A 20,684-nucleotide genomic window follows, 5' to 3' on the forward strand; every position below is an offset into this window, starting at 1 on the left:
CCCGATCCCGGCCTCCGGATCCGGCAAGACCGCGACTTTCCCGGCCCGCGGGCTGGTAGGCAACGCACCGGCCGAACCCCTGCGAAGAAGGCGGGAAAGCGTGGCCTCCTCCGTCCGACCCTGCGGGGCTCGGAAAGTCCTCGCAGCAGGTCAGGCCGTGTAACGGTGTTCGTTGACGGCGCCAGTGAGGATGCGCGTGCGGACGGGTCGGCGCCCCGCTAGGTCGCATACGGTGGGGGGCTGTTGGTCGGCGACGGGTGGTAGTCGGTCGCGGGCCCTTGTGTCCCCACTGTGCCGGAGAGTGTGGGCGCGGTCCTGCGCCGGGAGCGGCTCTACCACCCGCATGTCAAGGAGTGGCGGGCCGCCCGGGGTGCCGGGGCCCTGGAGAATCTGGTCGATCGCCGGGGTCTCCCACGACAACCCCTACAGCGCTGACCCGCACCGACTGTCACCGAGCCGATCCACAGCCGCATGCCGGGGGTTCCGGCCTCGGCCTGGAACGCGGCCGTCGAGACCGGCGGCGGGTTCCGGGACGGAGCCTGGGCGGCTGAGCTCACCGGCGACGTCCTGGACCGGCTGGCCGAGGGGCATGCGGCTGATTGTCCGCGGGGAACGGCCCCGTCCCAGAGGCCCTGAGTACGGTCTGCTGCCCAGGTGCCGTGAGCTGTCGATCCCCCCCTCATGGCGTACTCGCCGGTCGAGCAGGGCCGTCTGCTGGGTCATCCGGGGCTGCGGGAGGTGGCAGCCGCCCGTGGTGCGACGCCCGCGCAGATCGCGCTGGCCTGGGTCCTGCGGCACGAGGACGTCATCGCGATCCCGAAGGCGTCCTCGCGCGCGCACGTCGAGGACAACCGGGCAGCTCTGGAGGTGGACCTGACCGCAGAGGACCTCGCGGCCCTGGACCGGGCGTTCCCGCCGCCGGAGGGCAAACGGCCGCTGGAGATGCTGTGACACCCCTGCATCGCGCCCGGGGCGGCGTGGATCAGCCCAGTGGCCATACGCCACGCCGTAGACGATCGTCATCGGTGCTCCGCCCTGGTATTCGGCCTCGACGGCGGTGGTGTTCAGGCCCAGCTCGGAGGCACGCGCTGCGGCCGTATACCCGCCGGGCTCGCGCCCTGGGACGACGTCGAAGTGCGTACCCGCGGGCATCGTGCCTCGATGTGCGACGACGGGCCGACCGCCGAGTGACCGGTAGCGGTTTGACTTGGGCCGGGCATGACTCAGCGCCTGCCGGATTTCAGGCGCGCCACTGGCCACGCATGGCGATTCGACCGTTTTGACATGCCTTGCGGAGGTGGGACAGTGGGAGTGGTGGGGCCTTTTCGTGCGGCACTCCGTCCACGGTGATGTGCCCACCGGACCGTGAGGACGGGGCAGGCGGTCCCCCGCCGGCCACCGGAAGGAACCATGCACCCATGACCGGCGGACTGCACGGCAGGAAGATCGCAACCGTGCTGCGCGGTCGCCGCGTCACCTCGTGACCCAGCATTCGCACCGACCTGTGCGACGCCGGCGCCGAGGTCGCCGACGAGGAGGTCGTGGTCGACTGCCAGCTGATCTCCAGCCGCGGCCCGCAGGACCTCCCCGCCTTCTGCGAGGCGGTCGTCGGACGCTTCGCCAGCACGCCGCAACCCGTCTGACCGGGGGAAGCCGCGAGCCACCGAGACGGCATCCGGCACTCCCACGGCCGAGGCCCCATGGATCAGCAGAGGAGATCGTCATGGCAAGCAGCAACCGCGCCGTCACCTTCCAGAACCCGAAGGACATGCGCGTCGAGTCCCTGGATTTCCCGAAGCTCCAGATGCCGAACGGGAAGAAGGCTCCGCACGGAGTCATCCTGAAGATCGTCGCCACCAACATCTGCGGGAGCGACCTGCACATCTACCGCGGGTCCTTCCCGGTGCCCCAGGGCATGGTGATGGGGCACGAGATGACCGGTGAGGTCATCGAGGTCGGCCCCGACGTCGAGTTCCTCAGCGAGGGCGACCTCGTCTCGGTCCCGTTCAACGTCGCCTGCGGCCGGTGCCGCAACTGCAGGGCGCGCCGGACCGACGTCTGCGAGACCACGAACCCCGAGGCGTCCTGCGGGGCGTACGGCTTCAACCTGGGCGACTGGACCGGCGGCCAGGCCGAGTACCTGTTCGTCCCGTACGCCGACTTCCAGCTCCTGCGCTTCCCGGACAGGGACCAGGCCATGGCGAAGATCCGTGACCTGGCGCTGCTCTCGGACATCCTGCCCACCGCGTTCCACGGTCTCATGGAGGCCGGTGCCAAGCCGGGCTCGACCGTGTACATCGCCGGCGCCGGCCCGGTCGGCCGCTGCGGCGCAGCAGCGGCGCGCCTCCTCGGGGCGTCCTGCATCATCGTCGGCGACTACAGCAAGGACCGTTTGGAGCTGGTGGAGAACAACGGCTGCGAGACGATCGACCTGAGGCAGGACGCAGCACTCACCGACCAGATCGAGGCCATCCTGGGCGAACCCATGGTCGACTGCGCAGTCGACTACGTCGGCACCGAGGCACATGGCATCGGCCGCGAAGGCGGGGACATGGACCCGGCCTACGCCATCAACCAGGTGATCGACGCCACCCGCGCGGGCGGAGCCACCGGAGTCATCGGCGTCTACGGCCCCGACCCGCTCGCGAGGTCGAAGGCCGAGCAAGAGGGAACGTACCCCATCGACTTCGGCAAGGCCTGGATCAAGTCGCCGCGGATCTCCGCCGGGCAGGCACCGATCATGCACTACAACCGCGAGCTGATGATGGCGATCCTGTGGGACCGCATGCCCTACCTGGGCGCCATGCTCAACACGAAGGTGATCAGCCTCGACGACGCCCCCGACGCCTATGCGACCTTCGACACCGGAGTACCCGAGAAGTACATCATCGACCCCCACGACCTCATTCCCGCATAAAGGAGCGTTTTGTCGTGGCGAGGGTGTTGCTCAGCCCGATGATCTGACCTCCCTGGTCCTGCGTACCCAGTTCGGTGACGAGGGAGGCGGATCATCGTTTCGGAACGGTGCGGGCGGGTTTCGTGGTCGCGGGCGGGGCGGCGGTGGTTCATGGGCCAACCGACGGTCCGCTCGACGACCCAGCCGGGGGATCACTTCGAACCCCTGTGGTCGGGGCGCGGCGGGTGACCTCGACGTCCGGCCCAGGCCTTGGTGATGCGGGGGTGGGCGTCGGCTATGCGCGAGAGCAGGTGGATGCTGCCGGCGTTGTCGGAAACGCTGGCGGCGGTGACCCCGCTCACCGGCATCGGCCTCGGACTGCTTGACCCAGTCGCGCTCCGCGGTCCCCGTCAGATCGAAGCCCTTCGCGACCTGGCCGACACCCGCCCTGACCGGGTGGTCGGCGGGTCGGCCTTGAGGACCCGGACACTACTGAATGCCGCTTGATTGAGTGGCGCGGCGGCCCCGCTGTCTGGGAGTGACCGGAACGGCACCCCTGCCGTCAGCCGCCCGCACGTGCCACTCTGGGAGCATGAGTACCGACCCTCAGCGCTGTGCTGCGTGCGGCGGCAGCGGCGTGACCGAGCACGCCGAACATACTGTCCAGACCGGTCCTGACGGCACGCAGACGCCCGTCGTACGGTCCTGGACCGGCTCGTGCGGGACCTGCCACGGCTCCGGGACGGTCGGCTGATGCGCCCCGTGTACGTGTGCGTGCACTGCGGCGTGCACTACTTGCCGCCCGAGGACATGCTGTACCCGGCTTCCGGAGTACAGGCCAGCCCCACGCACTGCGAGAATTCCGGGTGCGCGGCCGCGGCAGAGCAGACCCCACCCCTGCCTGCAGCGGTACTGGCAGCGATCGAGGACCGCGCCCGGGCGATTCCACAGGGGCGGCAGGCCCGGCGTGCCGCACGTGGCCGGCGGGCGAGCGCGGCCCCGGCCGCGGCTCGTACGAAGTTGCGCTGACGGCTCAGGACGTCGCCGGCCGAACAGGGGCGGGGTCCCGAACCGGATCACGGGCCGGGCGCGGGCCGGGCGGCGATCACCCCGATGCCCTCCCCCGGTGGTGTGCTGCCCGCCCGGGCCTGAAGGTGGGCGGTGCCCCCTACGCCGCCAGGAAGGCCCCCGTCATGTCTGAGCGCAACACCATCCTCCGCAGCCTCCACGACCTCGGTGCCGCCGCGTGGTTCGGCGGGTCCCTCATGGGCTGTGTCGGCCTCAACGGCGCCGCCGGATCGGAGGGCGGCACCGAGAGGGACACCGCCAGAATCGCCGCCACAGGGTGGAAGCGGTGGGCACCGGTCAATGCCGGTGCGATCGCCGCGCACCTCATCGGGGGTGCCGGGATCCTCGCTGCGAACGCGGCCCGGGTGAAATCCCAGCAGGGCGTCGCCGCGTCGACCATTGCGAAAACGGTGGTGACCGCTGCTGCGATGGCCGCGACGGCGTACAGCGGTGTGCTGGGCGCGAAGATCGCACTCGCGTCGTCCGACGACCCCGCGCACCGCGAGAAATCCGGCAAACACCCCCTCGACCTGGACCAGGCGCAGAAGCACCTTGCCGTGGTGCAGTGGCTGCTTCCCGTCCTGACCGGGGCGATCGTGGTGCTCAATGCCGTGCACGGCGAGCAGCAGCGGCCGTCGCAGCAGAAGAAGGGCATGGCGAAGAAGATGCTGTCCAGGACCTGGTGACGGCGCCGCTCTGCGCATGCATGCCGCCGGCGTTGTCGGAGACGCTGGCGGCGGTGACCAGCACGGCCAGGAGGAAGCCGGGTGTGTCGACGCCGATGTGGCGTTGGGCTCCGGAACCCTCGGCGTACCCGGGCCGCGGTGAGCTTGTGCGGTGGGGCGGGCTTGTCCCATGGCCGCGGAGGCCAGTGGCGAGGGGCCGGGCGAGGCGAGCTGGGTGTGGGCGTTACGCACGCCCTCCTCGACGGCGCCCTGCTTCGCTTAACTCCGTGTGAGGGGCCTGCGGCCGTGAGCCGCGCCGTCCCGTCCCCCGCGTGGACGACGGGACGGGACGTCCGTGGGCGTGGGTCAGTAGAGCTGGGCGCCGTAGGCGTTGAGGGCTTCGACGAGGGGCTGGTAGAAGGTGGTGCCCCCGGTGGTGCAGTTGCCGGTGCCGATCGAGGTCAGCCCGAGGCCCGTGCTTCCCGCGTACAGCGGGCCTCCGCTGTCACCGGCCTCCGAGCAGATGTTGGCGCGGATGAGTCCGCTGACGGTGCCATTGGCGAGGTTCACGCTGTAGTTGAGCCCGGTGACCTGCCCGCAGTGCACACCGGTCGCGCCGCCGCTGGCACAGGCGCTCGTGCTGACGGCCGGGTTGGCGGCAGCGGTGATGTCCTGGACGGCGCCGTTGTGGAGGTCGACGACGCCCTGGGTGTCCGCCGGCGTGCTGTAGTACCTGGCGAGCCCGAAGTCGTTGCCGGGGAACGAGACGTTGATGAGCTGGCCGAGCGGGTCGGGCGGGGGCGGGTCACCCGGCGGCCACTTCTGGACGTACAGCTGCGGCAGTTGGATGTGAAAGCAGTGCCCTGCTGTCAGCCAGTAGTAGACACCTCCGATGCGAACGTTGTATCCGATGGTGCACGGGATGAGGTTCACGTCGTAGGTCAGGTCCCCGGGCAGGGGGCCGCGCAGCGCCAGGTGCCCCGGGGTGCGTTCCACGAGCAGCGCGCCGGAGCGGTCGCCGGCCGCTTGCTGGAGCTTCGCGATGCCGGACGCGTCGACGCTCTCGTCGACCATCACCCGGACCCGGCCGGCTTTCCGGTCGACCGTCCAGGCGGTGCCGGTGACATGGGCGTCGCGCACAGCGTCGCCGACGGCGGTGAGCTGGGTCGCGCTGAAGGTACGGGCGGCCCGGGGCCGCTGCGCGCCCTGGGCCGTAACACTGGGTATGAGGACGACGGCCAAGGTGAACAAGCAGGTCAGCGCGGTGAGCAGCCTGCGCCGCCCCGACGCGGTGGCGTGCACCGGTCGGTTGGTTCTGTATCTGCGGGGGCGTAAACGGTCAGGATTCATGTGTGCCTCCAGCCATGGAGGGTGGTGGCTTCAGGTTCCCATGGACCTGCCGCAGACAGCAGTGCTATTCCGGACTGCTCCAGCGGGTCCATGTCGGCGCCGCTCTCCCGGCGGCCTCGCTCACACTGCGGGTGCCGATAGATCATCCGCCCAGGTCACGGTCTTGATCGCCGGTCTCCTGTCGTGCTGCTCGTCGCCCTCGACGTTCAGCTGCGCAGAGCGGGAAGGCATCATGATCGGTCGTGCTACTGCGCCTGGCCTTGTCCTTGCCGAACGTCATCCGTTCAGGTCAGGCTGCGTGTTGGTAGTCGTGGAGGACGCCACCGATCGGTCGCGCCTTCGTATGTCGAGGCGGTCGATCTGGCGCGGATCGGTGATCGGAGGGGGTAATGAGTGCTGTGGTCGGGCGCTGGCGATGCCCTGGTGCAGCCGGTGCTCGTAGCAGAACTGTTCGAACTCCCGGAGCGTGCGCAGCAGGTGTCGTCGGTTCCGGATGAGGGTGCGGTCCAGCAGTTCGCGGCGGCAGGAATGGACCCACCGTTCCATGATCGCGTTCATGCGCGGGGTTCGGATGCCGCTGAGTGCGACCCGGGTCCCTGCGCCGTTGAGGATGGTGTCGCGCAAGGCGGGGAACTTCCAGTCCCGGTCGCGGATCAGGAACCCTGCCGGCAGTCGGCGTCATCGAGGTCCATGACCAGGTTCCTCGCGGCCTGTGTCACCCACGCTGCGGTCGGGTGGGCGGTGGCGCCGAGGATCCGGATCCTGCGGCTGGCGCGCTCGATCACCGCGAACCCATACAGTCGCGCCCCGGACAAGATGACAGTCTCGAAGAAGTCGCAGGCCAGAATGGCGTCGGCCTGGGAGCGCAGGAAGTCCGCCCACGTGCTGGAGGCCCGCTCGGGCGCAGGGTCGAAGCCGGCGTTCCTGAGGATCTCCCAGACCGTGGGTGCGGCGACCTCCACGTTCAGGACGAGAAGCCTGCCCCTGAACCGGCTATCCGAGAGTCCAGTGCTGGTTGCTGCCGCCGCTGCACGACCAGAGTTCCACCAGGGCTCCGTTGGCGGTGGAAGCTCCGGTCACGTCCAGGCACAGGCCGGACTGGACGCTGGTGACGGTGCCGTTGGAGTTGATGTTCCACTGCTGGTTGGGCTGGCCGTTGCAGGACCAGACGATCGCCTTGGTGCCGTTGGCGGTGCCCTTGGCGTTGGCGTCCAGACAGAGGGTGGCGCCTCCGACCGTGACCGTCAGCTCGTTCGACGAATTGTGCGTCCAGGTCTGGTTGGCCTGGCCGTTGCAGCTGTATATCTGCTGCTGGGTACCCGGTGTCGTTACCGAGTTCGGGTCGTCCAGGCACTTGCCCGCACCCACCGCGTGCAGCGCGCCCGTGGTGCCGGTGGTGGTGCCGCTGCCGTCCAGTCCCAGGAAGTGGATGGCATAGGCGGCCATCTGCGTTCCCTGGATAGGCAGTTGGTGGCCGGCGCCGACGATGCTGTAGGTCTCGACCTGGGTGCCGGAGCTGTTGTTGTACCGGGCCCGGTTCCAGTTGGCGACAGGGGTGTCACTCGACGACGCTGTCTGGCCCACTCCGAGTGCGTTCGTCCACTGCTTGGTCTCCTCGCCGAGGTTGTTGTAGTTCAAGGTGGTGTCGGCGGTGCCGTGCCACAGCTGGACGCGGGGGCGCGGCCCGGTGTAGCCGGGATCGGCGTTGCGCACCAGGTCGCCCCACTGCTGCGCGGTCATGGAGACCTGGCCCCCGGCGCAGGGCCCGTTCCAGCCACGCACGCTGTTGGTGTAGAAGCAGTGGTAGGGCACGCCCATGAAGGCCGCGCCGCCCTTGAACACGTCCGGGTAGTCCGCGAGCATGACGTTGGTCATCATCCCGCCCGACGACTCACCGGTGACGTACACGGCGTTGGGGTTCCCGCCGTAGTGCTGCTCGGTGTACGTGATCATCGACATCAGCCCGACCGGGTCACTGCCGCCGCCACGCGTCAGCGCCTGGTTGGACGAGACGTCCCAGCAGACGCCGCCGGGATTGGTCGAGGGGTAGATGACGATGAACCCGTTCTGGTCCGCCAGCGATCCGAAGTCGGTGCTGGAGTACAGATAGGGCCCCGAGCCCTGACACCCGTGCAGGGCCAGCAGGATCGACGGATTGGCCTTGACGCTGTTCGGCACGTACACGTACATCTGCAGATTGGTCGGGTTGGCGCCGAAGTTCGTCACCTGGGTCAACGAGGCCGCCGCGGCCTGCCGCGCGGCGGGCAGACCCACCCCGAGCGCGGCGACGACCGCCAGAAGCAGGCCGAGCAGCCGGGACTTCAGGTACCAGGATCGCACCATGGGATCTCTTCCTTCACGGAGTTTTGGTGGTGCGGGGAGTGTGCGGGTTTCCCTCGACTCCCCACAGGGGGTTCCGCGTCGTGGTGCACTGCAGGTGAAGGACGTCGATGAGGTCATCGCGGAACAGGTCGGACACCAGGGTGTGCGGTTCTGGTGGTTACCGGGCTCGTGCGTCCAGGGCAGCCGGTCGAGGTGCCGGTTCTGGCGGCCGGTCGCCCCGCGGACGTCCGGCGGCTGACCGCTCTTCGCGTCGTGGGACAGCTGCCGGGGCCGCCGACGGGCAGCGGGGCCACGCCCGGCTCACCGCGAAGCGCTCCGCTCGGACATCTCCCACGCGAACGTCGGCTCGGAAGGACCCTCCACGAGTACCACCGCGTCTCCCGACCGGGCCGGATGGCGGATCGGCACCAGCAGTGGCGGAAGGGTCAGCAGCGCGGCGGCCGCCCGCGCGGGTTCCCCGCGCTTCCTGGCGGAAGAGACGGATGGTGGAGCCAGGGCAAAGCCGTGCCTCGGTTCACAGGGACACTCCTGACGGAGAAGAATACGAGGCCCGCAGAAAAGTGAGCGCTCACATTCTGCGTGGCGGGACAGGCGTGTGAAGTCGGGCACCCCGGGCAGTGCCGGATGGAATGCCGCAATGAATCTGACACATCCCTCCGCGATACCTCAAGGGGTGTGCAGCACAGACCTGTTGCGGCGCAGGCCCGGGGAAGCGAGCGTCAAACGCCCTCGGAAGGTCGGGCACGGCCTGACCGGCGGTGCCGACTGTCCCGCCGTCTTAGCGCCCGCCCGGCCCAACTGGCCCAACTGACGGGGATCCATCGGGCACACGCAGTCATCACGCCTCCACTCATATGGGCGACGGGACACCCGCCGCTCCCGCCCCACCGCACCGCACCGCACCGCACCGCACCGCACCGCACCGCACCGCACCGCACCGCACAAGCATCGGATCCGAAGTCGGCCGGCCTGAGTCCGGGTGGGCCCCTTCCTCGGGCCTGACGCCGCGCGTCGTCCGGACCGGGCGGTGGCGGTTTCCCGGGGCCTGCAGGTTGCCGCCGTCGCGGTGCGGACCGGCAGGAGAGACAGTGAGGTCTTCCCGTTCTCGCAGAGCCTGGCCTTTACGCCTGATACGCCGCTCCCGGCGTCGCTCCCTGGTTGCCGTGATGTGCTCCGCCGTCCTGGTCCTGACCGGTCTGGTCGCACTGGCCGCGGCGCCCGCCCAAGCGAGCGCTGGGCCAGGATGGCCTATGTATCGGCAGACCGGACGTGGAGGCAGGCGACGGGCGACCTCCGGGTCGCCGCCGGCCGCAGCGCAGATCTGGAACAGCATCATCGGCAGTTCGCGGTCCTCGACCGTCATCTCCCAGGCCCGCCACATCGCCCGCCCGGCGTCAGCGCCGACCAGACCGCGGGCAGCGGTACGGAACGTGTCCGAGATCCGGTCGACGCACTGCTCGGTTGCCGCCGGGAAGATCGCCGTCTTGCTCCGGAAGAACCGGAACAGGTACGCCTGGGAGACCTCGGCGCCCCGCGCGATACGCCTGGTGGAGGTGCCGTGCAGACCCGGAGGGAGAATTCCTCGACGGCCGCGCGCCGTACGGATGACCGACGCTCGTCGGCGGTCATCCGCACGGCAGTACCCCACAGGGCTCGGAACGGGCCAGGGACAACGGGTGCGCCGGATCAGTCCGACGCGGGGGCCACCGATCGCAGGCCGAGGACCTTCGCACCGTCTGGGGCGGCGGCGTCCTCGGCGCTTCCGTCCGCGGCTGCCTCCGCGTCACCGCCGGGCGGCGTCACGTCGCGCGGGATGGCCAGCGCGCAGATCCCACCGGCGACGACCACGCAGACGCCGACCCACGTCGCCGGGTGCAGCCCGTCGACGAACTGCTGGCCGCCGAGGTAGCTGCCTTTGCGGGCGAAGACGGTGCTGAGCACCGCGACGCCCAGCGCGCCGCCGATCTCACGGACGGTGGAGTTGGCCCCGGAGGCCTGGCCCTGGTAGCGCGGCCCGGCCGAGGACAGGACCACCGAGGCGCTGGGCGCGAAGACGAAGCCCATGCCCGCCCCCCCGATGATCATCCCGCCGACCAGGTGCGAGTAGGGGGTGTTCGCGGAGGCCGCCAGGTTGATCCAGGCCAGGCCCCCCGCCTGCAGGAACAGCCCCAGCGCCATCAGCCGCCCGCCGCCGACCCGGTCGGTGAGCAGCCCGGCGACCGGCGCGATGACCATGGGCATCAGCGTCCACGCCAGGGTCAGCAGGCCGGCGTGCAGCGGGGTGCGGTGCGGGGCGATCTGGAGGTACTGGGAGAGCATGAAGATCGAGCCGAAGACGCCGAAGTACATGCTCGCCGAGACGATGTTGGTCAGCACGAACGCCTTGGCGCGGTAGAGGTGGAGCGGCAGCAGCGGGTGCTTCGCCCGGCGTTGCCACAGCAGGAAGGCCGCCAGCAGCACGGCACCGCCGATGAAGGCGCCGAGGATGCGGTTCGACGTCCAGCCGTCCTGCTGGCCGTTGACGATGCCCCAGACCACGGCGACCAGGCCGACCGTGGCCAGCAGCATGCCGAGCAGGTCGAGGTGGGTGTCGGGGACCTTGCTCTCCCCCAGCACGAAGATCACCAGCGGGATCGCGACCGCGCAGACCGGCACGTTGATCCAGAAGATCCACTGCCAGGCGAGGCCGTCGACCACCGCGCCGCCGACCACCGGGCCCATGGCGATGGCCAGACCGCTGAAAGCCGACCACAGGCCCAGCGCCAGGCTGCGCCGGCGGGCCGGCACCGCGGCGCTCAGCAGCGTCATCGACAGCGGCATCACGGCCGCGCCGCCGAAACCCTCGACGACCCGCCAGAAGATCAACTGGCCGCTGGTGTCCGCCAGTCCGCAGCCGATCGAGGCAAGGGTGAAGACCGTGATGCCGCCCAGGAAGATTTTGCGGCGGCCGAAGCGGTCACCGAGCGCGGCGCCGGTCAGCAGCAGGCAGGCGAAGCTCAGCACGTAGGCGTTGACAAACCACTGGAGGTCCTGGCTGGACGCGTCGAGCTTGACGGCGAGGGTGCGGAGTGCCGTGGACACCACGAGGTTGTCGAGCGCGACCATGAACATGGGCACGCTGCAGGCGGCGATCGTCAGCCAGAGCGGCGTGCTGCGCCTGCCTGCTCCGGGCTCCGCGGAGGGCAATGCCGCGCCCTCTTCGCTTATGGTGCTCATGACACTCCTTCGCGGGCGTCGGCGAGTGGGCCGACCGGTGTGAGGCGGGCCCGGGGGCAAGAGCCCCGGACCGGGTGCATGGGCAGGACGGCATGGCCGCCGGGCGCGCCCCGCGGCAGTGCGGTTCCCTGCAGGTGAGCAGGTGAGCGGTTGTGAGCAGGTGAGCGGGCGGGCCGGTGGCGAACCGTCCGGAGCCGGCCAGGATCAGCGGGCGGCGGCGCTCTTGGCGGCGTCGTCCCGCGCCTGTTCGGCGAGGCGCTGCTTGGCGTTGTCCCAGGTGATCGGCAGCCGGTCGACCGGGACGGTCCAGAAGGTGAACGTCGAGTCGCGGCATGTGGGACGCAGGCTCGTCATGATGTCGCGGTGCGGTGCGGTCTTGGCGAAGGCGTACAGGGACTCGCGGTCGTCCCAGGCGGAGAGCGTGAAGAAGGTGCGCTTCAGCGGCTGGGCGATCAGCGAGGCGCCCAGCGCGCCCCGGGCGGACCGCACCTGGCGCCACGCCACGAGAGACTTCGCGAAGAAGCGCGGTACGTCCCTGGCGGAGCGCACCTCGAAGCGGGAGGCCATGACGAACGCCTCGGTGTTCGGCGCGGCCGGGTTAGGGGTCGTCCAGGGAAGTGTGGGCACCGTACACCTGCCCTTCTAGGTTGGCGAGTGGCGGTATCTATAATAGACAGTGCCAGTACCCAATTGCCAGTCGAGAGCAGGACGATTTGCGAGTCTCTGAGCTGAGCCGCCGTAGCGGGGTCTCGAACCCGACCATCAAGTTCTATCTCCGTGAGGGGCTGCTGCCGCCCGGACGCGCCACCGCGGCCACCCAGGCCGAGTACGACGAGCACCACCTGCGCCGGCTGCGGCTGATCCGGGCGCTGATCGGCGTGCGCGGCCTGACCGTGCAGCAGACCAAGGAGGTGCTGAGCGCGGTGTCGGAGCACGAGACCGATCTCCATCAGGTGCTCGGGCTCGTGCTGGGGGTGAGGCCGGTCGACGCGGATCACGAGCACGAGGAGGAAACCGGCCGGTCCGAGGTGGACGAGCTGGTGGCGGAGATGGACTGGGACATCTCCGCGGGCTCCGCCGCTCAGGGCGTCATCGCCGAGACGCTGGAGACCATGCGCTCCCTCGGCGCCGATTACAGCTGGCGCTTCCTCGTCCCGTACGCCCGCATCGCCGAGCAGATCGCCGTCCTTGACCTCGACCAGCTGAAGGAGGAGGACGACCTGCTCGAACGCGCCGAGCAGGCCGTCCTGTTGACGATCCTGCTGGAGCCGGCCCTGCTGGCGCTGCGCAGGCTCGCCCAGGAGAACGAGTCCGCGAGGCGGCACAGCAGGTGATCTGCCGGCTGCGGCCGCCCGGATCACGCTCCCCCGGGCGGCCGGCGTCGCCCACCGGCGGGTTCCCCGTCGTCGTCCGCGCTGCCCCGCACGGCCTCTTCGCTCGCGCAGGCGTCCGGGGGCACGCCCGCGCTCATGCCGACCAGCTCCCGCCAGCTCAGCGTGAGCAGGCGGTGCCGCTCCTCGTAGGCAGTGTCGTCTCGGGTCATGTCGCGTATCCGCCTTTCGTGGTCCGGGGCTGTCGTACGGATCTGCGTGGAGGAATGCGCGGCGTCAGGGGCAGGACCGCAGGGCGGGAGGTGGGAGCAGGCGCGGGGCATCGGCGACCGGCGGAACGCGGCACAGGTGCGTGCCGGGCGGCGCGGCGGCGCGGGGACCTGCCCGGCAGCCCTTAGGCGCCCGGGAATTCGCGCAGGAGTTGGAACGCCGCTTCCATACCGGAGGAGAAAGCGGCCTCGTGGGAGCCGATCTGATCCCAGTGCAGCTGCTTGGAGTGGAAGTACGAACCGCACAGCTTCACCCGGGTGCCTTCGTTGACCTGGTAGATGTTCCGCTGCAGGTCGCGCACATGGACGTCGATGATCGGGTGCGTGTACGGGAATTCGGCGATCACCGTGTCCGGGGCGATCGCGCCGGGGTAGTCCAGCGTGACGAAGTAGTCCTTCTCCGCGGTGAAGCCGTGCAGCTTGTTCATGTAGTAGGCGACGTAGGTGCCCGCCTCACCGTTGACCGCGACCTTGCCGTAATTCCATGCCTCCCAGCGCTCCCGGGTGCCGGGCATCACGGAGGGATCCGTGTGCAGCACGACCCGGGACTGGTTGTAGTGGATCGGGCCGAGCACGGCGCTCTGGCGCGCGTCGGGATTCTCCAGCAGGGCCAGCGACTCGTCGGCGTGGGCGGCCAGCACAACGTAGTCGAAGGTCTCGCTGCCCGTCGCTGTGGTCACCGTGACGGCGTCGGCCTCCTGGCGGATACCGGTGGCCGGCTCGGCCAGCCGCAACTCGGGGCCGATCGCGGCGATCGCCTTGCGGACGTAGGAGATCGAGCCGCCGCCGACGGTCCGCCAGTCCACCCGCTGCCCTCCCAGTCCGCCCTCGTCGTGGCCCAGGAAGAACGCGATCACCGTGGCCGCGGGCATCTGCCAGATCAGCTCGGCCGGCACCGACCAGACCGCCGAGCAGAGCAGGATCACATACGAGTGGCGGAACTGCTCGCTGTAGCCGCCACGGTCGAGGTACTCGCCCAGCGGGATGTCAGCGCGCTTGCGGACGAAGTCCTTGCGGCCCTCGGTGTGGAAGCGGCGGGCCTCCTGCCAGACGGTGAGGAACTCCGGGTGCTTCTCCCCGTAGTGCGCCCGCACCTCCTCCATACTCCAGGCCAGCTCGGTGGTGCCGTACTCCAAGCCGCTGTCGAGGTCGAAGAAGTTGAAGCCGCCGAGATGTTGCACCGGCTCCACTCCCAACTCCTCGAAGAACCTGTAGATGTTCGGGTAGGCCGGGCGGTTGAAGACCACGAACGCGGTGTCGATGCCGAGGACCTTGCCGTTCTCCTCGACCTCGACGGTGTTGGCGTGGCCGCCGAGGCGGTTCTCGCGTTCGAAGATGGTGATCCGCGCGCGGTCGCGCAGGTGGTAGGCGGCGGAGATCCCTGCGGCACCGGCACCGACGATGGCAACGCGTGGGGCGGAGTTCAGCGGCATGGCGGTTTCCTTCACAGTCCGGCGGGGAGGTCAGAGAGATCGGTGCAGTGCAGGGCGCCGGGACGCCCGTCGACTGCGGCCACGGCCAGGACGTGGTCCGGGCCCGGATGGAGCAGGTCGAAGCACCAGCGGTCGCACTCCCCCGGGGCCTGCTCCGGGTCGTCGACGGTGATCCGGCCGGCGGGACGGATGGTCGTCCGGTCGCCGGGGCCGTGGTCGGAGGATGTGCAACCGGCGGCGCCGGAGGGGGCGAAGGAGAAGCCGGCCAGATCCCGGGTCAGCCCTGTGCCGAGGGCCTTCAGATACGCCTCCTTGAGCACCCACAGCTCGCTGAGCCTGCCGCGCCGCTCCGCCGGGCCGAGGGCGGCCAGTTCGGCGCGCTCGGCGGCTGCGAGGCGGCGGCCGAGCGCACCGACCGCCTCCGGGGCGGCCGGGGTGCGTTCCACGTCCACCCCGCAGGCGCGGTTCCGGGTGACCACGCACGCGATCAGTCCTGCGGTGTGCGAGAGGTTGAACCGGAGGCCGCCGGCGGCCGGTTCGGGCTCCGGGCGGCCGTCCACACCGCGCCGGAACCGCCAGTCCCCGGGCGGCAGTCCGGTGTCGGCACTGAGCGCGTGCCGTGACAGCAGCCGCGCACCCAGGTAGCGGCGCCGGGCGCCGGCGGTGGGCAGCCGGGCGTGCCGGGCCCGCTCCTCGGCGGTGAGCAGCCGAAGTCCGCCTACCTCGACGGCGAACCGCGCCACGGCGTGCTCCGGCAGCAGCCACAACCGGGTGGGGTCCGGGTCCGGGCCCTCCGGGGTCGTGGCCCGAACCCCCTCGGGGCCCGGCCGGTTCGAACGGGTCGCCTGTCGCGCCACGGCGGCCTCCTTGGTCTGCGTCGCGGTTCCGGGTCTCGGGGCGGGGATACGGGCACGGGGACGGGCACGGGGACGCCGGTCAGGTACGGGCCGCCGACAGGTCGCCGACCCGCTCCGCGAGCGGGAACTGCCAGTGCGAGAAGAGCCTGTTCTCGCGGTACAGCAGCCGCAGCACCCGCATCACCTCGTCGGTCACCGCGGCATCGGTGACCGCCTCGTGCGGACGCAAGTGGCGCCGCAGGCGCTCCAACTGGAGCAGCAGCAGCGCCCCGTTCGGCAGCGGGTCGTCCAGCGCGCCGTGCGAGTGCACGAACGTGAGCACGCACGCGGCCGTCGCGTGCAGCAGGCAGTACTCCTTGACCAGGTCGAACAGCTCCGCCGACTGCGCGTACTCCCGGCCCTGCCCGGCCCGCAGCGCCGCGTTGCTCTCGGCGAGCGACGTGGCGCGGCCGAGCAGTTCCGCGGCCACCTCCGCCGCGCGCAGCAGCAGGTCCCGCTCGTCCTCCTTGGCCTGCTCCGCCAGCGCCCGCAGCCGCTCGACGCCGTCCGGCGCGGCGAGCACCGCGTCGTCCAGACCGCGCGCGTGCAGTTCCTGCTCCCAGGGCCGGTACGGCGGCATCTCGCGATCGATGCCGTACAGGACCGCGGCACGCCCGACGGCGGCCGCCCTGGCGTCCTCGCCCGCGCCGGTGGCCGAGGCGAGCAGCGCGTCCAGCTGGCTGCCGAGGTTGCGCAGGTTCACCACGGTGTTGCCGTCGGCGAAGTTCGCCACCAGCAGGTCGCGGAGCATCTTCTGGTAGACGCCGTAGTGAGGGTGGCCGCGGAGGAAGAAACGGGCGCCGAGCACCACGCTCAGCTGCGACATGGTCCGCTCCAGCACGGTCGGGACGAAGTACTTCGCCACCGATGACCAGACGCTGACCTGCTGCGGCACCACCTGAAGGGCGCGGACCGCGCCCAGGCTCACCGCGTCGCACACCATCAGGTCCGCGAAGACCTCCGTCAGCTGTCGGCGGCTGTAGGGGATGTCGCTGACCGCCTTGCCGAGGATCACCCGCTCCTCGGTGAAGTCGAGGGTGAGCCGCAGGCCTGTGTCGACGGCCGACAGCGCGATGCTGCTGATCTGGGCGCGGGCGGTCTGGGTCGCCTTGATCGCGATTTCCAGGCCTTGGCCCTCGGTGCCGAGCAGCGCGGAGTCGGGCACGAACACCCGGTCCACCTCGATGCCGCTGATGTCCATCGCCCGCAGCCCGTGCAGCCGTTCACGCGGCAGTTCCACCACCGAGCCGGCCCGGGTGCTGCGCTTGTCCAGGACGAAGATCGAGAAGCCGCCGGGGCCGCCGCGCTCGCCGGTGCGGGCGAAGACGCACATTCCGTCGGACCGGGTCGCGTTGCCGATCAGCCACTTGCCGCCCGTCAGCAGGTAGCCGCCGTCCACCTTCTCGGCAATCATGTCGTTGGCCAGCAGGTCGCTGCCGTGGCCGCGTTCCGACAGCCCCCAGGACAGGCGGGTTCCGTGCTTGACGGCGTCCACGACGCGCTGCTTCTGCTCGTCGCTCCCGCCGATCCACACCGGCATGAAGCTGAGGTTCGTGATGATCAGGGCGGTCGCGGTGGTCGGATCGCGGCGGGCGATCAGCCGCACCAGGTTGAACTCGGCCTCCACGTCGCCCGCCAGACCGCCCTGTTCGGCGGGCAGGGCGTACTCCGGGACCCCCCAACGGCGCAAATCGTTGACGAACTCGTGCGGGTACTCCTCGCGTTCGTCCAACTCCATGACCTGGGTGAACGGCATCCGGGCGGCCGGGTCGTGCGGGTCGCCGAGGTGCGCTTCGAGCCGGGCCGCCAGCGCGGTCAGATCGGCCTTGGGCATCAGGACTCCTCGCGTTTCATGGCCAGTTGGACGGGCAAGGCGGTGAACAGCCGGTCGCTGTCGCGCAGCGCCGTGACGAGATCGAGTGCGGGCGACAGCGCGGCGGCACGACTGCGGGGGTCCGCGCCGGCGGCGCGGGCGAGCAGGTAGCCGAGCACAGCGCCCAGCCAGCCGGCGGAGCCGGGCTCGGTGCCGTACAGCGACCGGTGCCGGTTGGCCGACCACAGGTGGACGCAGGCCGCGGCACCGTGCAGCCAGGCGTACCGCTCGGCGAGATCGACCAGCGCGTTGGGGTCGGCGCCGGGCCGCCGGGCCTCCTCGGCCAGCGCGCCAAGACCGGCCACCGCGTCGGTCACCTCGCCTACCAGGACAGCTGCTGGGAGGTCCTCGGGGTGGTCCGCCAGCGCCTCGGCCGCGACCGCGGCGGCCGACGGCAGGGCGGCGAGCACCGGGTCCAGACCCCGGGCGAACAGGTCGAGCCGGGCCGGGACGTACGGCGGCAGCTCCGCGTCGAGCGTGAAGACGGTGCGCACCGCGCCGGGCCGCGCCTGGCCGCGCTGCTCGATCAGCGTGGGCAGCTGACCTGCGTAGGAACGGAGGTTGGCCAGTGCGCTGGCGTCGATCACCCGGACCACCGCGGAGTCGCGCTGGAGCTTCTGGAAGAGCCCGTCGCGCAGCACCGAGCGGGTGGCGAGCACCGATCCGCAGCGCCGGATCAGGTCGTCGGAGGCGTCGGCCACGACGTGCTTGGCCGTGAGCCCCCACACGCTGAACGCCTCCGGCACCACGTGCACGCCACGGGCCGCGGCCAGGGCGACCGCGTCCGCCGCGAGCAGGGCGGCCGAGGCGACGGCGAGTTCGCGCCGGGAGTGCGGCGCCCGGCTGAGCGTGGTCCGGCCGAAGCGGCGGTCGGCGACGAAGTCCAGGCTCAGCCGCAGCGCGGTGTCCGCGCAGCCCAGGCTGCCGGCCATACTCATCAGCCGCACCGCCTGCTGGGCCTTGACCGCCATCTCCAGCGCCTCGCCCCGCTTGCCGACGAGGGCGTCCTCCGGCACCGGCAGGCCGGTGAACCGCAGGTAGGCGAAGTCGATGCCGCGCATGCCGTTGGTGCGGGGTGCGGGGACCCGGGTGAGATGCTCGGCCGGGGTGCCGGCGAGGTCGAGCAGCACCGCGGAGAACGCGCCCGGCCCGCGCTCGCCGGTGCGGGCGACCACGTAGACGGCGTCGCAGCGCAGACCGAGGCCGACCATCCACTTCTCGCCGTACAGCAGCCCGTCGGGGGTCAGCCGCACCTCGTTGGCGAGCAGGTCGCTGCCGTGGTCCGACTCGGTCAGGGCGAAGGCGACGGCGCCGCCGCGGCGCAGGATCTGCGCGGCCCTGCGCTGCTGGGCCGCGGTGCCGTGCAGTTGCAGGCAGGTTGCGGCGATGATGCTGAACATCGTGCCTGGCATCACGTTGACGTCCCGGCGGGCGGCGGCTCTGACCAGGGTCAGGCTGCGGTCGAAGGACTCGAAGCTGCCGCCCCATTCCTGCGGCAGGTAATTGAGGTGGAAACCGGCCGACCGCAGCGCCTCGCAGAGTCCGTCGGGGAACTCGTCGCGCTCGTCGCGGTCCACGGCGGCCGCGAAGCCGTACGGGTTGTCGGCGTCGTCCGGGTCGCCGAGGAGGAGTTCGAGTGCCTCGGGGGTGAGGGGTCTCGTCGCGACAGTGCTCATCGGGTGCCTGCCGGGGAGGAGCCGAGGACGGGCGCGTCCAGCGGAGCCGGGCGGTAGTCGGCGGCGGAGGCCGGGATGGTCACCCCGGCGGTCCGCAGGTGTGCCAGCCGGGTGTGGAAGGCGGCACCGCGCATCAGGTGGTGGGCCACGTCGGTGACCCGCCGGTTGCCGGGGGTCTTGAGGTAGCTGCCGGTCGTCCAGTCGTTGAAGCTGCCCATCGCCGGACCGGTCCAGATCTGGTAGTCCATGGCGCGGTCCTGCTCGCCGGTCACCGCCCAGCGCGAGGCCATGCCCAGATACCAGCGGAAGACCAGCGCCATCCTGCGCTTGGGGCTGCCCGCGGCGCGGGTGAGCTGCTCGGGGTCGCGGCGCTCGAAGTAGCCGACGCAGTCCTTCCAGACATCGTCCAGCGGGCGCCGGAAGACCTGCTGCTCCAGCTTGGCGCGTTCGGCCGCCGGCAGTTCCTCCAGCCCTTCGTAGGCCTGGTAGAGCTGGTAGAGGCGGCGGGCCCGCATCGGGAAGAACGTGCCCTTCTTGAGCACCTGCAGTTCCACGCCCATCTCGAACATGTCGGCGGCGGGCGCCATCTCACAGTCGGCGATGCCGGCCTCGGCGAGCATCGCCTTGGCCGCCGGGGACGCCCCGGACTCCAGGCAGGACTGGTTCACCGACCCGGTCACGACGTACGCGGCACCCATCGCGAACGTCGCGGCGACGGCGTCCGGCGTCCCTATCCCGCCGGCGGCCCCGATCCTGATCGGCACCACGTAGCGGTGCTCGTGCTGGACGGTGTCGCGCAGCCGCAGGATGGTCGGCAGCAGCGCGGGCAGCGGGCGGCGGTCGGTGTGGCCGCCGGAGTCGGCCTCCACGGTGATGTCGTCGGCCAGCGGCACATGGTGGGCGAGCGCGGCCTGTTCTGCGGTGACCAGGCCCTGCTCCAGCAGAGCGCTGACCAGTACGGCCGGTGCCGGCCGCATGAACCGCTCGGCGGTCTCGGGCCGGGAGACCTTGGCGATCAGCCGGTTCTCGGCGACGACCTGCCCGGCCTGGCCGCGGCGCAGCCCCGCCAGGCGGTAGCGCACCACGTGCGGGGTGAGGCCCATGAACGCCGACGCCTCGACGCAGCGTACGCCGTGCCGCAGGAACAGCTCCACCGCCTCCCGCTCCAACCGGTCCTCGCTGGGGCTGTGGATCAGGTTGACCGCGTAGGGCAGCCCCGGGATCTCGGTGGCGAACCGGGTCAGCGCCTGCTCGATGACCCCGGGCAGCAGGCCGGCGGCGCCGTAGGAGGCCAGGAACCCCTCCCGGGCCAGCGCGATGACCATGTCGGCGGAGGCGATGCCGCCGGCCATCGCGCCGGCCATGTACGGCTGCCGCACGCCGTGTGCGGAACGGAAGGCCGCAGAACCCAGCCGGTGCGGCGGCAGCGGCGGGACGGAGGCGAGCAGCGGCAGCCCGGCGCCGCCGGCGACCGCCGCACCGCCCGAGACCGCGCCGATGCCCTCGGGGGTGACGACGATGCTGCACTGCTCGTCGAGGTTGGCCAGTGCCTGGTAGATCCCGGCCGAGTCGCTGCTCGGGTGCCGCTCGCCATGCCAGCGGAGCGGGACGTCTCGGTGGTCCACGGGTGTCCGGTTCTCCATGGGGGGTCGGTTCTCCATCGGGGAA

The 20,684-nt window shown here is 70.9% G+C and carries 18 protein-coding genes and 3 pseudogenes; 7 read left to right on the top strand and 14 right to left on the bottom strand.

Annotated elements, in window-relative coordinates; translation table 11 throughout:
• Window positions 1-444: 444 nt before the first annotated feature.
• The 4 genes and pseudogenes from V7E46_RS05090 to V7E46_RS05105 all read left to right on the top strand — a co-directional run.
• Window positions 445-625: pseudogene (locus V7E46_RS05090) on the top strand (IS1380 family transposase); the annotation flags it as partial.
• Window positions 626-951: pseudogene (locus V7E46_RS05095) on the top strand (aldo/keto reductase); the annotation flags it as partial.
• Between the two features lie 539 nt (window positions 952-1,490).
• Entirely contained in the window at window positions 1,491-1,643 is a 153-nt protein-coding gene (locus tag V7E46_RS05100; RefSeq protein ID WP_443053990.1) for a DJ-1/PfpI family protein, read from the top strand.
• Window positions 1,644-1,723: 80 nt separating this feature from the next.
• Window positions 1,724-2,917 carry an alcohol dehydrogenase catalytic domain-containing protein gene (locus V7E46_RS05105; RefSeq protein WP_333767279.1) on the top strand — a complete coding sequence of 398 codons (1,194 nt, stop codon included), beginning with the start codon at window positions 1,724-1,726 and terminating at the stop codon, window positions 2,915-2,917.
• Here V7E46_RS05105 and V7E46_RS33810 read toward each other — a convergent pair.
• Window positions 2,848-3,249 (bottom strand): annotated as a pseudogene (locus tag V7E46_RS33810) (hypothetical protein); the annotation flags it as partial. The gene V7E46_RS05105 and the pseudogene V7E46_RS33810 overlap by 70 nt on opposite strands.
• Window positions 3,250-3,488: 239 nt before the next feature.
• On the opposite strand from V7E46_RS33810, the gene V7E46_RS05115 reads away from it, so the two are divergent.
• Window positions 3,489-3,650, top strand: a complete 162-nt coding sequence (locus V7E46_RS05115; RefSeq protein ID WP_333767280.1) for a hypothetical protein — start codon at window positions 3,489-3,491, stop codon at window positions 3,648-3,650.
• A 439-nt stretch (window positions 3,651-4,089) separates the two neighbouring features.
• Window positions 4,090-4,650: a hypothetical protein gene (locus V7E46_RS05120; RefSeq protein WP_333767281.1), complete on the top strand. Its 561-nt coding sequence runs from the start codon at window positions 4,090-4,092 to the stop codon at window positions 4,648-4,650.
• Window positions 4,651-4,995: 345 nt separating this feature from the next.
• Here the strand turns inward: V7E46_RS05120 and V7E46_RS05130 are convergent, their stop codons facing one another.
• The 7 genes from V7E46_RS05130 to V7E46_RS05155 all read right to left on the bottom strand — a co-directional run bounded on the left by V7E46_RS05130 (window position 4,996) and on the right by V7E46_RS05155 (window position 12,165).
• The gene (locus V7E46_RS05130) at window positions 4,996-5,931 is read right to left on the bottom strand and encodes a S1 family peptidase (protein WP_333767282.1); all 936 of its coding nucleotides are present in this window, start codon (window positions 5,929-5,931) and stop codon (window positions 4,996-4,998) included.
• A gap of 324 nt (window positions 5,932-6,255) precedes the next feature.
• Window positions 6,256-6,603, bottom strand: coding sequence for a transposase (locus V7E46_RS05135; protein ID WP_333767283.1), 348 nt, complete (start codon window positions 6,601-6,603; stop codon window positions 6,256-6,258).
• Window positions 6,604-6,632: 29 nt separating this feature from the next.
• Window positions 6,633-6,941 carry a hypothetical protein gene (locus tag V7E46_RS05140; RefSeq protein ID WP_333767284.1) on the bottom strand — a complete coding sequence of 103 codons (309 nt, stop codon included), beginning with the start codon at window positions 6,939-6,941 and terminating at the stop codon, window positions 6,633-6,635.
• 31 nt (window positions 6,942-6,972) lie between these two features.
• Window positions 6,973-8,322, bottom strand: a complete 1,350-nt coding sequence (locus tag V7E46_RS05145) for an extracellular catalytic domain type 1 short-chain-length polyhydroxyalkanoate depolymerase (protein WP_333767285.1) — start codon at window positions 8,320-8,322, stop codon at window positions 6,973-6,975.
• Window positions 8,323-9,172: 850 nt separating this feature from the next.
• Complete coding sequence (locus V7E46_RS33815) at window positions 9,173-9,970, bottom strand: TetR/AcrR family transcriptional regulator (RefSeq protein ID WP_443053988.1); 798 nt, start codon at window positions 9,968-9,970, stop codon at window positions 9,173-9,175.
• A gap of 38 nt (window positions 9,971-10,008) precedes the next feature.
• Window positions 10,009-11,538 carry a DHA2 family efflux MFS transporter permease subunit gene (locus tag V7E46_RS05150; protein ID WP_333767286.1) on the bottom strand — a complete coding sequence of 510 codons (1,530 nt, stop codon included), beginning with the start codon at window positions 11,536-11,538 and terminating at the stop codon, window positions 10,009-10,011.
• Between the two features lie 204 nt (window positions 11,539-11,742).
• A complete protein-coding gene (locus V7E46_RS05155; RefSeq protein WP_333767287.1) occupies window positions 11,743-12,165 on the bottom strand; it encodes a DUF3291 domain-containing protein in 423 nt (140 codons plus the stop codon).
• Between the two features lie 86 nt (window positions 12,166-12,251).
• Between V7E46_RS05155 and V7E46_RS05160 the strand changes: the two genes are divergently transcribed.
• Complete coding sequence (locus V7E46_RS05160; RefSeq protein ID WP_333767288.1) at window positions 12,252-12,872, top strand: MerR family transcriptional regulator; 621 nt, start codon at window positions 12,252-12,254, stop codon at window positions 12,870-12,872.
• 23 nt (window positions 12,873-12,895) lie between these two features.
• Here V7E46_RS05160 and V7E46_RS05165 read toward each other — a convergent pair whose 3' ends face one another.
• The 6 genes from V7E46_RS05165 to V7E46_RS05190 form a co-directional block, all read right to left on the bottom strand.
• On the bottom strand, window positions 12,896-13,081 hold the full coding sequence (locus tag V7E46_RS05165; RefSeq protein ID WP_333767289.1) for a hypothetical protein: 186 nt from the start codon (window positions 13,079-13,081) through the stop codon (window positions 12,896-12,898).
• 182 nt (window positions 13,082-13,263) lie between these two features.
• On the bottom strand, window positions 13,264-14,571 hold the full coding sequence (locus V7E46_RS05170) for an NAD(P)/FAD-dependent oxidoreductase (protein WP_333767290.1): 1,308 nt from the start codon (window positions 14,569-14,571) through the stop codon (window positions 13,264-13,266).
• A gap of 11 nt (window positions 14,572-14,582) precedes the next feature.
• Window positions 14,583-15,428, bottom strand: coding sequence for a 4'-phosphopantetheinyl transferase family protein (locus V7E46_RS05175; RefSeq protein ID WP_333767291.1), 846 nt, complete (start codon window positions 15,426-15,428; stop codon window positions 14,583-14,585).
• Window positions 15,429-15,507: 79 nt separating this feature from the next.
• Window positions 15,508-17,301, bottom strand: coding sequence for an acyl-CoA dehydrogenase family protein (locus V7E46_RS05180; protein ID WP_333767292.1), 1,794 nt, complete (start codon window positions 17,299-17,301; stop codon window positions 15,508-15,510).
• Entirely contained in the window at window positions 17,301-19,016 is a 1,716-nt protein-coding gene (locus V7E46_RS05185; RefSeq protein WP_333767293.1) for an acyl-CoA dehydrogenase family protein, read from the bottom strand. The genes V7E46_RS05180 and V7E46_RS05185 overlap by 1 nt, the downstream gene beginning before the upstream one ends.
• Window positions 19,013-20,677, bottom strand: coding sequence for a PfaD family polyunsaturated fatty acid/polyketide biosynthesis protein (locus tag V7E46_RS05190; RefSeq protein WP_333767294.1), 1,665 nt, complete (start codon window positions 20,675-20,677; stop codon window positions 19,013-19,015). The genes V7E46_RS05185 and V7E46_RS05190 overlap by 4 nt, the downstream gene beginning before the upstream one ends.
• Between the last annotated feature and the right edge of the window lie 7 nt (window positions 20,678-20,684).

Origin of the sequence: Streptomyces sp. IBSBF 2435, assembly GCF_036815005.1 — a bacterium.
Taxonomy (GTDB): Bacteria; Actinomycetota; Actinomycetes; order Streptomycetales; family Streptomycetaceae; genus Actinacidiphila.